Consider the following 13,415-nt stretch of genomic DNA (forward strand, 5'->3'; position numbering starts at 1 on the left):
CATCCCGAATGTTCTCGCCGGGCGGTACGCCTCGACCGAGCTGCTCGCGATCTGGTCACCGGAAGAGAAGATCCGCATGGAGCGGCGGCTGTGGGTCGCCGTGCTCCGCGCGCAGCGTGACCTCGGGATCGCGCTGCCGGAGGGCGTGATCGAGTCCTACGAGGCCGTGCTCGACCGGGTCAACCTGGAGTCGATCGCGGCCCGCGAGCGGATCACCCGCCACGACGTGAAGGCGCGGATCGAGGAGTTCAGTGCGCTCGCCGGCCACGAGCACGTGCACAAGGGCATGACGTCCCGCGACCTGACGGAGAACGTCGAGCAGCTGCAGATCCGGGCCTCGCTGCTGCTGGTCCGCGACCGGATCGTCGCCACGCTCGCCCGCCTCTCCCGGCTCGCGATCGAGCACTCGGACCTGGTCATGACCGGCCGGTCGCACAACGTGGCCGCGCAGGCCACCACGCTCGGCAAGCGGTTCGCGTCCGCCGCGGAGGAGCTGCTCATCGCGTACGAGCGGATCGACGACCTGATCCGCCGCTACCCGCTGCGCGGCATCAAGGGCCCGGTCGGCACCGCCGCTGACCAGCTGGACCTCTTCGACGGCGACGCGGAGAAGGTCGCGGAGCTGGAGCGGCGCGTCGCCCGGCACCTCGGCTTCGAGCGCGTGCTGGACAGCGTCGGCCAGGTCTACCCGCGGTCGCTCGACTTCGACGTGGTCGCCGCGCTGGCACAGGTCGCGTCCGCGCCCTCGTCGCTGGCCACCACGATCCGCCTGATGGTCGGCCAGGAGCTGGCCACCGAGGGCTTCAAGCCGGGGCAGGTCGGCTCGTCCGCGATGCCGCACAAGATGAACACGCGGTCCAGCGAGCGGGTCAACGGCTTCGCCGTGATCATCCGCGGCTACCTGTCGATGGTCGGCGAGCTGGCCGGCGACCAGTGGAACGAGGGCGACGTCTCCTGTTCCGTGGTGCGCCGCGTCGCGCTGCCGGACGCGTTCTTCGCCGCGGACGGGCTCTTCCAGACGTTCCTGACCGTGCTCGACGAGTTCGGCGCCTACCCGGCCGTGATCGGCCGCGAGCTGGACCGGTTCCTGCCGTTCCTGGCAACGACCAAGATCCTGGTCGCGGCGGTACGGCGTGGGGTCGGCCGCGAGGTCGCGCACGAGGTGATCAAGGAGCACGCGGTCTCGGTGGCGCTCGCCATGCGGGAGAAGGGCGTCGCGGAGAACGATCTCTTCGACCGCCTCGCCGCGGACGGCCGCCTCAACCTCGGCCGCGCCGAGATCGACGCGCTCGTGGCGGACCGGGCCGCATTCGTCGGCGCCGCCCCGTCGCAGGTGCACGCGGTCGCGGACCGCATCGCGGATGTGGTCGCCGCGCACCCCGTCGCCGCTGGTTACAGCCCCGCTCCAATTCTGTAACTTTCAACCTTGATGACCGGTTTATCGATTACCCGGGGAATGATGGCGATCACTCCCCGGGTAATCGCTGGTGGTCGGGTCGGCCGGTGAGTTCGGCACACTGGCCACCAGGTAGTCTGAGGTCGCTTGCCCCTCCAGGCCGGTGCTGGTGAGCCGGGTGGTAACCACTGGCCGGCAGACAGCCAGGACAGCGCAAACAGTCAGGAGTGCCTCGTGGCTCGCGTCGTCGTCGACGTCATGCTCAAGCCGGAGATCCTCGATCCGCAAGGTCAGGCCGTCGCCAACGCTCTGCCCCGGCTCGGTGTCACGGACGTGACGTCGGTGCGCATCGGGCGGCGCATCGAGCTGGAGTTCTCCGGCGATGCCGATCTGGACCGTGCCCGGGAGATCGCCGACAAGCTCTTGGCGAACCCGGTCATCGAGGACTTCACGATCCACCTCGACGAGCGGGTCGAGGCCTGAGCATGCGGATCGGTGTGGTCACCTTCCCGGGTTCGCTGGACGACGGTGACGCCGCGCGCGCCGTCCGGCTGGCCGGCGCCGAGGCCGTGCGCCTCTGGCACGCCGACCCGGACCTGCACGGCGTGGACGCCGTGGTTCTCCCCGGCGGCTTCTCCTACGGCGATTACCTGCGCTGCGGCGCGATCGCCCGGTTCTCCGCCGCGATGGAGTCGATCATCGACGCGGCCAAGGGCGGCCTGCCGGTGCTCGGCATCTGTAACGGGTTCCAGATCCTCTGCGAGGCGCACCTGCTCCCCGGCGCGCTGACCCGCAACCAGCACCTGCACTTCCGCAACCGTGACCAGTGGCTGAAGGTCGAGTCGACCAGCACCGCCTGGACCGGCACGTTCACCGACGGCCAGGAGATCCTGATCCCGGTGAAGAACGGCGAGGGCTGCTACGTCGCGGACCAGCGCACGCTGGACGAGCTGGAGGCCGAGGGCCGGGTCGTGGCCCGCTACATCCGCGGGAACCCCAACGGCTCCCAGCGTGACATCGCCGCCATCACCAACGAGCGCGGCAACGTCGTCGGCATCATGCCGCACCCCGAGCACGCCGTCGAGGCGCTGACCGGGCCGTCGCTCGACGGTCTCGGCCTGTTCGCCTCCGTCCTCGCTCACCTGGCCGGCAAGTCCGCGGCGGTGCCCGCATGACCCAGACAGTTAAGGAGACCGCGGTGGCCTCGCCCGACACGGTCGACCGCGCCGGCTCCACCCCCGAGGAGCTCCAGCCGTTCGCCGAGCTCGGCCTCCTCGAGGATGAGTACCAGCGGATCCGCGACATCCTCGACCGCCGGCCGACTCAGTCCGAGCTGGCGATGTATTCGATCATGTGGAGCGAGCACTGCTCCTACAAGTCGAGCAAGGTCCACCTGAAGCAGTTCAGCGAGAAGGCGCCGAAGAACGAGCGCCTGCTGGCCGGCATCGGTGAGAACGCCGGCGTCATCCAGATCTCGGACGAGCTGGCGGTCACCTTCAAGGTCGAGTCGCACAACCACCCGAGCTTCGTCGAGCCGTACCAGGGCGCCGCCACCGGCGTCGGCGGCATCGTCCGCGACATCCTCGCGATGGGCGCACGCCCGATCGCGGTCATGGACCCGCTGCGCTTCGGCGACGCCGAGCACCCCGACACCAAGCGCGTCCTGCCGGGCGTCGTCGCGGGCGTCGGCGGCTACGGCAACTGCCTCGGCCTGCCCAACATCGGCGGCGAGGTCGTCTTCGACCCCTGCTACCAGGGCAACCCGCTGGTCAACGCGCTCAGCATCGGCGTGCTGCCGGTCGACCGCCTCCAGAAGAAGGAGGCGACCGGCGCCGGCAACATCGTGGTGCTGCTCGGCGCGAAGACCGGCCGGGACGGCATCGGCGGCGTCTCCGTGCTGGCCAGCGCCACGTTCGACGACGGCAGCGAGCAGCGCCGCCCGTCCGTCCAGGTCGGCGACCCGTTCATGGAGAAGCTCCTGATCGAGTCCTGCCTGGAGCTGTACGACGCCGGTCTGGTCGTCGGCATCCAGGACCTCGGCGGCGCCGGCCTCACCTGCGCGCTCACCGAGACCGCGGCCGCGGCCACCGCCGGCATGCGCGTCTGGCTGGAGCGGGTGCCGCTGCGCGAGCCGTCCATGGACCCGCACGAGATCCTGGCCAGCGAGTCCCAGGAGCGCATGCTCCTGATCGTCGCGCCGGAGAAGCTCGACGAGGTGCTGAAGATCGCCGACAAGTGGGGCGTGCTCGCCACCGCGATCGGCGAGGTTACCGACGGCGATCGCCTGGTCATCACGTGGAACGACCACACCGTGGTGGACGTGCCGCCGGGCTCGCTGGTCGACGACGGCCCGGTCTACAACCGGCCGATGCGTGAGCCGGCCGACCTGATCCTGCTCCGGGCGGACCGCGCCGAGACGCTGCCCCGCCCGGTCGGGCCGGACGCGCTCCGCGAGACCGTGCTGCGCATGATCGCCTCGCCGAACCTGTGCGACAAGACCTGGGTCACCGAGCAGTACGACCGGTACGTGCTCGGCAACACGGTCCTCGCCCAGCCGGAGGACGCGGGCGTGCTCCGCATCGACGAGCAGACCGGCCTCGGCGTCGCGCTCTCCGTCGACGGCAACGGCCGCTACGCGCGCCTCGACCCGTACAACGGGGCGAAGCTGGCGCTGGCCGAGGCGTACCGGAACGTGGCCGTGGCCGGCGGCAAGCCGATCTCGGTCACCAACTGCCTCAACTTCGGCTCGCCGGAGGACCCGACCGTCATGTGGCAGTTCGCCGAGGCCGTCCGCGGTCTCGCCGACGGCTGCCAGGAACTCGGCATCGCGGTCAGCGGCGGCAACGTCAGCTTCTACAACCAGACCGGCGCCGCCGCGATCCACCCCACGCCGGTCGTCGGCGTGCTCGGACTGATCGACGACGTGGCCACCCGGGTGCCGATCGGCTTCACGCCGTCCGCGCATCCCGAGGGCGACCTGGTCTTCCTGCTCGGCGAGACGCGCAACGAGCTCTCCGGCTCCGAGTGGGCGTGGGTCACCCACGGTCACCTCGGCGGCGAGCCCCCGCGTGTCGACCTCGGCCGGGAGAAGTCGCTGGCCGAGGTGCTGGCCGAGGCCGCGCGCGTGGGTCACCTGACCGCCGCGCACGACCTCTCGGACGGCGGCCTCATCCAGACGCTGGTCGAGTCCTCGCTGCGCCGCGGCGTCGGCGTCAAGATCGAGCTGCCGGAGGAGTTCACCGCCGGTTCGATGCCGTTCGTCTACCTCTTCAGCGAGTCCGCCGGTCGCGTCGTCGTGGCGGTGCCGCGCGGGCACGAGACCGCGTTCACCGCGCTCTGCGACGAGCACGGGCTGCCCTGGGCCGCGATCGGCACCACCGAGGCCGCCGGCGACGCGGTCGAGATCACCGGCCAGTTCAGCATCCCGCTGGACGAACTGCGCGAAGCCCACACGGGTACGCTGCCGCGCCTCTTCGGCGGCGCCGCGTCCTTCCCGGGCCCGTCCGAGGCCGCAGCGGTTGCCGCGGGTGCGTCCGAGGCGCCGGCAGCCTCCGGGGACCCGGTGGTCGTCGTGGGTGACGACTCGGCGCCCGACTCGGAGGCTCCCGCGGAGGAGGGCCTGCCGGCCGCCACCGCGGACAGCACCCAGGCGGAGCCGAGCAGCGAGGACGGCATCGCCGCCCCCGCCGCGGAGTAACGCGTCCTTCCGCAGCACAGAGCCCGTCCCGGCCGACGCCGGGGCGGGCTCTTCCGTGCCGGCCACCCGGGGACGGCATCATGGTGGCGACTGATCAGCGGTGGTGCCGGCGAGCGCGGCGCCCGACGAACGGCGGGGCGGGCACACGGTGAGCGGCGAAGCTGATCCGGTGGATGCGGTCTACGCGCAGCCGGGCGCGGGCGTGCGGTTCGACTGGGGGCTGGCCGGCGCCAGCGAGCTCGGCCGCGTCTGCGCCGCGCTGGTCGTGGTCGACGTGCTCTCCTTCACCACCGCGGTGGACGTCGCGGTCGGGCGCGGGATGCGCGTCCACCCGTTCCCGTGGAGCGCGCAGGCGGACGCGTACGCGTCCCGGATCGGCGCGGTCGCCGCCGTCCCGCGCGCGGACGTGAGCCCGGAACGCCCCTGGTCACTCTCCCCGGCCGCGCTGCGCCACGCGCCCGCCACGCCGGACCTGGTGCTGCCGTCGCCGAACGGGTCCGCGATCTCCGCCGCCGCCAGCGCCACCGGCCTGCCGGTCGTGGCCGGCTGCCTGCGCAACGCCCGCGCGGTCTCCCGCTGGCTGCTCGCCCAGGGCTACGGCACCGCGCAGTCCCCGATCGGCGTGATCGCGGCCGGCGAACGCTGGCCCGACGACACGCTGCGCCCGAGCGTGGAGGATCTGCTCGGCGCCGCCTCCGTGCTGGACGGGCTGTCCGGCGCGCGCGGTGGCCTCTCCGTCGAGGCCGCGGTGACGCTGGCCGCGCTGAACAGCGTGCCGGACGTGCCGGCCGCCGTGCGCGGCTGCGCCTCCGGGCGTTTCCTGGCCGTCCGCGGGTTCGGCGAGGACGTGGAGACCGCGGTGGCCCGCGACGCCTCCACCGTCGTCCCGCTGCTGCGCGGCGGGGTCTTCGCCAGGGCCTGAACGGGAAACGGGCCCGTGCCGTGTGGCACGAGCCCGTTTCGTCAGCCGTTCGGCCTAGTCGTCCATCCAGTCGATGCGACGGTCGCCGCGCTGGTTGTTGCCGCGGTTGGTGTTGTCGCCGCCGCGCTGGTCGTAACCACCGCGGTCGCCGCCGCTGCCCTGGGGCGGGTAGCCCGACTGGTCCGCGCCGTAACCGCCGCCGCGTCCCTGGTCGTAGCCGCCACCCTGCTGCTGGTCGTAGCCACCCTGGTCGTAACCGCCGCGCTCGCCGCCGCCGTAACCACCCTGGCCGCCGCCGTAGCCGCCCTGAGCGCCGCCACCGTAGCCTCCGCCGCCGGAGCCGCCCTGCTGCTGGTCGTAGCCGGCCTGGTCGTAACCTCCGCCGTAGCCGCCACCGGCACCCTGGGCGCCGCCGCCGTAGCCGCCGGCACCGCCGCCGTACCCGGAGCCGCCCTGGTTCTGCGTGCCGTAGTCGATCTCCTGGGCGCCGTAGCCGCCTTGGTCGGCACGCTGCCCGTACGGCCCGGCCGGGTTGGCGCCGTAGCCGCCGCCCTGACCGTTGTAGCCGTCGCCGCCGCCGCCGTTGTACCGGCCGGTGGGCTCGTCGTACTCGTTACCGGCGCCGTAACCGCCACCGCCGGAGACCGAGCCAGCACCCGCACCCGCGCCGCTGCCCGGACCGGCGTAGTCACCGCGGCCACCGCCGCCGTAGCCACCGCCGCCGGAGACGGACGCGGATCCGGCACTGCCGTACCCGCCGCGGTCGTAGCCGCCCGCGCCGTCGCCGTAGCCACCGCCGCCGGACACGGACGCGGATCCGGCGCTGCCGTAGCCGCCCCGGTCGTCGCCGTAGCCGGCGCGCGTGGCGTCACCGCCGCCGTAGTTGTCGTCGCTCCCGGCCCACTTCGGCGCGCCGGGCGCACCGGGCGGCGGAGCACCGTACGGGTCGGGGAACTCCTCCATCGCGGCCCGCGACGTGATCATCGTGGGCGCGTCGGACATCGGCGTGGTGATCCGGGTGGCGTCGTCCATGCCGCCCGCGCCCATGCCGGCGCCGCCGACGCGGGTGGCGTCGTTCGTCGCTCCGTAGGCCCCCGGCGTACCCGCCGGACGGTTCTGGTAGTTGCTGACCGCCGCTGCGTCCGCTTCCTTGTCCTGCTTACGCCGGATGAAGAGGAGCACGATGGTGCCGACGCCGATCGCGACCAGCAGCGCGCCGATCAGGATGACGAACCACGGGATGCCGCTGTCGTCGTCCGTCGAGTTCGCCGCGTTGTTCGTGTCGGCCTCGTCGTCCGTGGCCTCGGGGGTTGCCTCCCCGCCCTCGGACGCCTCCGCGGACGGCGTCTCGGACGGCTCCGCGGTGGCCGACGCGCTCGGCGTGGGCGTCGGGCTGGCGGCCTTCGTGGAGGTGAGCTTGAACGCCACCCCGGAGACCGTGGCGCCGTTGGTGCCGTTGATCGTGGCGGCACCCTGCTCGAAGTCCCGCGCGACCACGATGATGTTGATCGCGCCCGGCGTGATCGGCTGGGCCGCCGTGCCGTTGAACGTGAACGTGCCCTTGCCGTTCGTCGTGACGTCGTACCGGTGACCGGCGCCGTCCTGCATCCCCACCGAGGCGCCGGAGACGCCCTCGCCGGTCTTGCTGTCGACGACGGTGCCGCTGATCTTCTGGACGGTCTGGACCGCATCCGGGCCCTTCACCGTCATCGCCCGCTCCACGGTCTTGGTCTCGTCGTTGCCGAGGAGACCCTTGGAGGTGGCGGTGACCCGCAGCGTGCCGCTCTTCGTCTGACCGGCGGCGACGTTACCGCCCGTGATCGTCGCAGTGAACGAGCCTTCGCCGGTGACGCTCGGGGAGCAGTCGCCGGAGCAGGTGATGCCGTCGAACAACCCGATCGTCACGGTGACGTTCGTGTCGTCGTCGTCGCCCTTGACCGTATATCTCAACTGCGCGGTCTGGCCGGCGGTGAGATTCGTATTGGAGAGTGTGATGCTGAGTTCTGGTGCCGCTGCCTGGGCAGGAGCCGGAGCGACGAGAAGTACGCTGCCGGTGAGTGCCAGGACCGCTACACCCGCGCGGAACAGGCCGGCGGCACGCGCACGCCTGCCGCGGACCGTCTGACCAGCCAAATCGCGCCAGGTCCTTCGGTGTGCTGTCACGTCCACCGCCTTCCGGGGATATCGACTCCCGGCCTCGGACGTGCCGGGTTCACCCCGTGATTGAGTACACCGTGGGCCACTATGCCTTGTCGGGTGCCTTATGCGCGACCCAGGGGAGCTATGAAGTCATGAGGTGTCGGAACGTATTGTCCGGACGTGTCCTCTCCGCACGATAAGCAGGCAGTCGTAGCAGCGGTGCTGGCCTCCCTCGATGCGGGGGAGACGCCGGAACGCATTGCTCTCCGTGATGCGGTGCGTGCACTTCTGGCCGCGCTCGCGGCGCGGGTTCCCGGCCGTTCGGTGGAGGTGCGCGTTCCACCGTACGGCGCGATTCAGTGTGTCGAAGGGCCCCGTCACACACGCGGAACACCGCCCAATGTGGTCGAGATGGATCCAGAGACGTGGGTACGTCTGGCGACCGGACGACTCTCGTGGGAAGACGCGATTACGCACGGGCGTCTGCGCATCAGCGGGAACCGTGCTGATATATCTGCCTACATCCCTATCTAGTCGCCCGTGCGATAACCACTTGATCGACCTCTGGCAGCAAAAAGGTGGCTCTCTGTTAATCGCCTGGCCTCGCGTACACTGTTTCGGGGCGGACGGAACTTCCGCCGGATGCACACGGATGGAGCAGCAGGTGCCCCGAGGCGACGGGCTGTTGAGCCACGAACTCGACCCCCAAAGGCCCGGCCCGCAAGATGCTTGCGGCGTGTTCGGAGTGTGGGCTCCGGGTGAAGAAGTGGCAAAGCTCACCTACTTTGGTATTTATGCACTTCAGCACCGTGGTCAAGAGGCCGCGGGCATCGCTGTGAGCGACGGCTCCGGCGTGGTGGTCTACAAGGACGTCGGCCTGGTCTCCCAGGTCTTCGACGAGCCCACGCTGGCGAGCCTGCGCGGTCACCTGGCCGTCGGTCACGCCCGTTACTCCACCACCGGCGGTAACAACTGGGAGAACGCGCAGCCCACGATCAAGGCCACCACCGCCGGCACCACGATCGCGCTCGCCCACAACGGCAACCTGGTCAACACGGCGGAGCTGGCCCGCGAGGTCACCGCGCGCGGCCTGGAGCTCGGCTCCGACGGCGCGACCACGGACACCTCGCTGGTGACCACGCTGCTGGCCGGTTACCCCGACCTGTCGGTCGAGGAAGCCGCGATGAAGGTGCTGCCCACGCTGCGCGGTGCCTTCAGCTTCGTGTTCATGGACGAGAACACCCTGTATGCCGCGCGTGACGCCGCCGGCGTGCGCCCGCTGGTGCTCGGCCGCCTGGAGCGCGGCTGGGTCGTGGCGAGCGAGACCGCGGCGCTGGACATCTGCGGCGCCAGCGTGGTCCGCGAGATCGAGCCCGGCGAGCTGATCGCGATAGACGAGGACGGTCTGCGGTCCGTGCGTTTCGCGACGCCGGAGCCGAAGGGCTGCCTGTTCGAGTACGTCTACCTGGCCCGCCCCGACACCACGATCAACGGGCGGAACATCTACTCCGCCCGCGTGCAGATCGGCCGCGAGCTGGCCAAGGAGTCGCCGGTCGAGGCCGACCTGGTGATCCCGGTGCCGGAGTCCGGCACGCCGGCCGCGATCGGTTACGCGGAGGCGTCCGGCATCACCTACGGCCAGGGCCTCCTGAAGAACGCCTACGTCGGCCGCACCTTCATCCAGCCGTCGCAGACCATCCGTCAGCTCGGCATCCGCCTGAAGCTGAACCCGCTCCGGGAGAACGTGCGCGGTAAGCGGATCGTCGTGGTCGACGACTCGATCGTCCGCGGCAACACCCAGCGGGCCATCGTGCGCATGCTGCGCGAGTCCGGCGCGCTCGAGGTCCACGTGCGGATCTCGTCGCCGCCGGTGCGCTGGCCCTGCTTCTACGGCATCGACTTCGCCACCCGGGCCGAGTTGATCGCCAACGGTCTCGACACGGAGGGCATCCGTCGCGCGATCGGCGCGGATTCCCTCGGCTACATCTCGCTGGCGGGCCTGATCTCCGCCACCGAGCAGCCGAAGACCCGGCTCTGCCGGGCCTGCTTCGACGGTGAGTACCCGATCGCGTTGCCGGACGGCGACATGATCGGCAAGCATGTGCTCGAAGGCGTCGGTCGCCGGGTCTCCGTCGGGATGCCGGCAGTGCCCGCACAGGCCACGGAGGGCGGGGCCCCGGGCCCCGGTCCGGATCATGAGCTGGAAAACGATGCTGCGGACCTGGTCGCCTCGCCCGGTGGCGGAGACAAGCCGCATCATTCTTAGGCACGCACGCGCCGCGACCCACGAGAACCGTGACGTCGCGGCCGTACGGCCAGTCAAGCGCGCAAGGCGGCCCGCCCGGCCTGACGCGAGAGCACAAGGGGAGATACGTGACGCACGTGACCGAGCGAGCCAACGACGCGGATAACGGTGACCGGCAGCCGTGGCAGGCCGGGGCCGGCCGGAGCAGGGGAAAGCGCACGGTCACGTACGCGGACGCCGGCGTCTCCATCCACGCCGGTGAGCGCGCCGTCGAGCTCCTGAAGAACAAGGTGCGCCGCGCCTCCCGTCCCGAGGTCATGGGCGACCTGGGCGGTTTCGCGGGCCTGTTCCGGCTGGACGCCAAGAAGTACAAGAACCCGATCCTCGCCTCCTCCACGGACGGCGTGGGCACCAAGCTGGTCATCGCCCAGCAGCTGAACATCCACGACACGGTCGGCATCGACCTGGTCGCCATGGTCGTCGACGACCTGGTGGCCTGCGGCGCCGAGCCGCTCTTCCTGCTGGACTACATCGCCTGCGGCGAGGTCGAGCCGGAGAAGGTCGCGGAGATCGGTGCCGGCATCGCGGACGGCTGCCGTTACGCCGGCTGCGCGCTGCTCGGCGGCGAGACCGCGGAGCACCCCGGCGTGCTCCGCCCGGACGAATACGACCTGTCCGCCACCGGCGTCGGCGTGGTCGACGAGGAGGACATCCTCGGCCGCGAGCGCGTCGAGGTCGGCGACGTCGTGATCGCCATGCGCTCCTCCGGCCTGCACTCCAACGGATACTCGCTGGTCCGGCACGTGCTGCTCGGCGCCGGCCGCATGCGGCTGGACACCGTGGTCGAGGAGTTCGGCCGCCAGCGCACGCTCGGCGAGGAGCTGCTCACCCCCACCAAGATCTACGCCAAGGACTGCCTGGGCATGATCGCCGAGTGCGAGGTGCGCGCGCTCGCGCACGTCACCGGCGGCGGCATCCCCGGCAACCTGGTCCGCGTGCTGCCGGACCACGTGGACGCGGTCGTCAACCGCTCCACCTGGAAGCCGCAGTCGATCTTCGAGCTGGTCCAGTCCAAGGGCCGGATCGAGGACCCGGAGATGGAGTCCACGTTCAACATGGGCGTCGGCATGTTCGCGGTCGTCTCGGCCGCGGACGCGGACCGTGCGCTGGCCTTCCTGGCCGGCCGCGGCGTCGACGCCTGGCACGCGGGCGAGATCATCGAGGGCACCGGCACGGTCCAGATGATCGGCCAGCACACCCGCGGCTGACCCGTTCGGAACGAGAGCCGCGCAAGCTTCGCCGCTTGCGCGGCTTTTTTATATCCATGTCCCGCTTCCAGCGTGGTCACCGTCCGCGAGCTCCCGCGGCCTCGGATCCGTGGCCGGTTGCGAAGACCCCGGATGGTTGCACGCTGCATGGGTGATCCTCCAGATATGGGATGAGGGGTTCACCCGGCTGGACATGGACGCCTAGCCTGAAACGGCATAACCCGGCGCTCACCTGAGCGTCGGTCCTGGCCGAGGAGGTGCGGTGGGCGAGTCGGGCATGCGCGGGATCGCCACCGTACCGTCTTATGTGGTGATGCAGCCGACGACGCTGTGCAATCTCGACTGCACGTACTGCTATCTGCCGTTCCGTGCCGTCGACAAGCGCATGCCGGTCTCCGTGGCCGAGGCGGTCGCGATCCCGGTGAACAGGTGGGCCGCGGATGTCCGCTTCTCCGTGGTCTGGCACGGCGGTGAGCCGCTGGCCGCGGGCCGGGAGCACCTGGCCGCGCTGATGGCCCCGTTCGCGCCCGGCGTCGAGCACCACGTGCAGACGAACGCGACGCTGATCGACGACGCGTGGTGCGATTTCTTCACCGCGCACGACATGCGGGTCAGCGTGAGTGTGGACGGGCCGCGCGAGCGCAACGGCGAGCGGGTCACCCGGGGCGGCCGGCCCGCATACGACCGGATCGCCCGGGGCATCGAGACGTTGCGCCGGCACGGCATCGACTACTCCGCACTCTGTGTGGTCGGCGCGCCCTATCCCGGGCTCGCCACCGAGATCTACGACTACTTCCTCGCGCTCGGCTGTGACGTGCTCGGCATCAACGTCGAGGAGCAGGAGGGTGTCAACAAGCGCGACAACGACTTCCCGGCCGAGGCGGTCACCGCGTTCTGGTCGGAGCTGGTGGCGGCCTGGCGCCGTGACCCGCGCATCCACCTGCGGGAGATCGAGCTGTCGTTGCGGTACGCGGCCGCGGTGCTGGACGGCACCGCGAGCGCGCTGCTGCCGCGCCGGCTGGACCCGATCCCCACGATCGCGCACGACGGCGCGGTGGTGCTGCTCTCGCCGGAGCTGGCGGGCTTCTCCGATCCGCGGTACGGCGATTTCACCAGCGGCAACGTGCTGGAGCGGAGCCTGGAGCACATCCTGGCGGAGGCGACGTCGACCCCGTGGATCGGCGAGTTTCTGGCGGGCGTGGAGGCGTGCCGTGCCCGGTGCCCGTACTTCGAGTTCTGCGGCGGCGCGCATGCCGCCAACCGGTACTTCGAGCACGGGCGTTTCGACGGCACGGAGACGAACCACTGCCGCAACAGCAAGATCCGCTTACTGGAGGGAGTGCTGCACCATGCCCGAGATCACCAACCCTCGGCAGCCGGATAACGCCGCCGAGGAGGCTCCCGGCTCGGTGGCCGAACGGGTCCGGAGCGCCGGTACCGGGTTGGCCGCGCTGCTGGAAGTGGCCGCTGACGCACGCTCCCGCCGCACGGAGGCAGACGGCTCCAGCGCCGTGTGCGCGTGGAACCACTTCGAGAACATCCCCACCTTCTACAACTGGAACAACCGCCCCAGCCGTTGATAGGCACGGAACACCGGCGGATCGTCGCAGTTGCCCTGCAACGATCCGCCGGTCCTCTGTATGAACGCCACGAATGACGAAGACCGCTGGATGCGCGCACGCGTCATCACCGCGAGGGGTGTGGAAACACCTCAGGGTGAATGCGGACGCACATGAGCACGCGGGGGG

The 13,415-nt window shown here is 70.9% G+C and carries 11 protein-coding genes; 10 read left to right on the forward strand and 1 reads right to left on the reverse strand.

Translation table 11 applies throughout. From position 1 onward, the window contains the following. Position 1 precedes the first annotated feature (1 nt). The 5 genes from purB (at position 2) to OP04_RS31270 (ending at position 6,015) form a co-directional block, all read left to right on the forward strand. Positions 2-1,417 (forward strand): adenylosuccinate lyase, encoded by a 1,416-nt coding sequence (gene purB / locus OP04_RS31250; protein WP_033343589.1) that lies wholly within the window; start codon positions 2-4, stop codon positions 1,415-1,417. A gap of 213 nt (positions 1,418-1,630) precedes the next feature. Then, positions 1,631-1,879, forward strand: coding sequence for a phosphoribosylformylglycinamidine synthase subunit PurS (gene purS / locus OP04_RS31255; protein WP_033343484.1), 249 nt, complete (start codon positions 1,631-1,633; stop codon positions 1,877-1,879). Then, positions 1,876-2,571 (forward strand): phosphoribosylformylglycinamidine synthase subunit PurQ, encoded by a 696-nt coding sequence (gene purQ, locus OP04_RS31260; RefSeq protein WP_033343590.1) that lies wholly within the window; start codon positions 1,876-1,878, stop codon positions 2,569-2,571. The genes purS and purQ overlap by 4 nt, the downstream gene beginning before the upstream one ends. Further along, on the forward strand, positions 2,568-5,093 hold the full coding sequence (gene purL / locus OP04_RS31265; RefSeq protein ID WP_051799389.1) for a phosphoribosylformylglycinamidine synthase subunit PurL: 2,526 nt from the start codon (positions 2,568-2,570) through the stop codon (positions 5,091-5,093). Before purQ ends, purL begins: the two co-directional genes overlap by 4 nt. A 169-nt stretch (positions 5,094-5,262) precedes the next feature. Continuing rightward, positions 5,263-6,015: a 2-phosphosulfolactate phosphatase gene (locus tag OP04_RS31270; RefSeq protein WP_033343592.1), complete on the forward strand. Its 753-nt coding sequence runs from the start codon at positions 5,263-5,265 to the stop codon at positions 6,013-6,015. A 54-nt stretch (positions 6,016-6,069) separates the two neighbouring features. Here OP04_RS31270 and OP04_RS54905 read toward each other — a convergent pair whose 3' ends face one another. Then, positions 6,070-7,965 (reverse strand): hypothetical protein, encoded by a 1,896-nt coding sequence (locus tag OP04_RS54905; protein ID WP_033343485.1) that lies wholly within the window; start codon positions 7,963-7,965, stop codon positions 6,070-6,072. A 369-nt stretch (positions 7,966-8,334) separates the two neighbouring features. On the opposite strand from OP04_RS54905, the gene OP04_RS52180 reads away from it, so the two are divergent. The 5 genes from OP04_RS52180 (at position 8,335) to amcA (ending at position 13,247) form a co-directional block, all read left to right on the forward strand. After that, positions 8,335-8,688: a sterol carrier family protein gene (locus OP04_RS52180; RefSeq protein ID WP_085066899.1), complete on the forward strand. Its 354-nt coding sequence runs from the start codon at positions 8,335-8,337 to the stop codon at positions 8,686-8,688. 130 nt (positions 8,689-8,818) lie between these two features. Next, on the forward strand, positions 8,819-10,420 hold the full coding sequence (gene purF / locus OP04_RS31280) for an amidophosphoribosyltransferase (RefSeq protein WP_051799408.1): 1,602 nt from the start codon (positions 8,819-8,821) through the stop codon (positions 10,418-10,420). A gap of 107 nt (positions 10,421-10,527) precedes the next feature. Continuing rightward, positions 10,528-11,667, forward strand: a complete 1,140-nt coding sequence (gene purM, locus OP04_RS31285; protein ID WP_033343486.1) for a phosphoribosylformylglycinamidine cyclo-ligase — start codon at positions 10,528-10,530, stop codon at positions 11,665-11,667. Positions 11,668-11,944: 277 nt separating this feature from the next. Further along, positions 11,945-13,051, forward strand: a complete 1,107-nt coding sequence (gene amcB, locus OP04_RS31290; RefSeq protein WP_033343594.1) for a cyclophane-forming radical SAM peptide maturase AmcB — start codon at positions 11,945-11,947, stop codon at positions 13,049-13,051. Beyond that, positions 13,017-13,247: a multiple cyclophane-containing RiPP AmcA gene (gene amcA, locus OP04_RS31295; protein WP_033343487.1), complete on the forward strand. Its 231-nt coding sequence runs from the start codon at positions 13,017-13,019 to the stop codon at positions 13,245-13,247. The genes amcB and amcA overlap by 35 nt, the downstream gene beginning before the upstream one ends. The last annotated feature ends 168 nt before the right edge of the window (positions 13,248-13,415 follow it).

Origin of the sequence: Catenuloplanes japonicus, from assembly GCF_000717135.1 — a bacterium.
Classification (GTDB): domain Bacteria; phylum Actinomycetota; class Actinomycetes; order Mycobacteriales; family Micromonosporaceae; genus Catenuloplanes; species Catenuloplanes japonicus.

What these genes read in the sequence shown, in the direction of transcription:
- amcB (WP_033343594.1), top strand. Translation starts at nt 11,945, where the DNA reads ATGCGCGGGATCGCCACCGTACCGTCTTATGTGGTGATGCAGCCGACG.
- purL (WP_051799389.1), top strand. Translation starts at nt 2,568, where the DNA reads ATGACCCAGACAGTTAAGGAGACCGCGGTGGCCTCGCCCGACACGGTC.
- amcA (WP_033343487.1), top strand. Translation starts at nt 13,017, where the DNA reads ATGCCCGAGATCACCAACCCTCGGCAGCCGGATAACGCCGCCGAGGAG.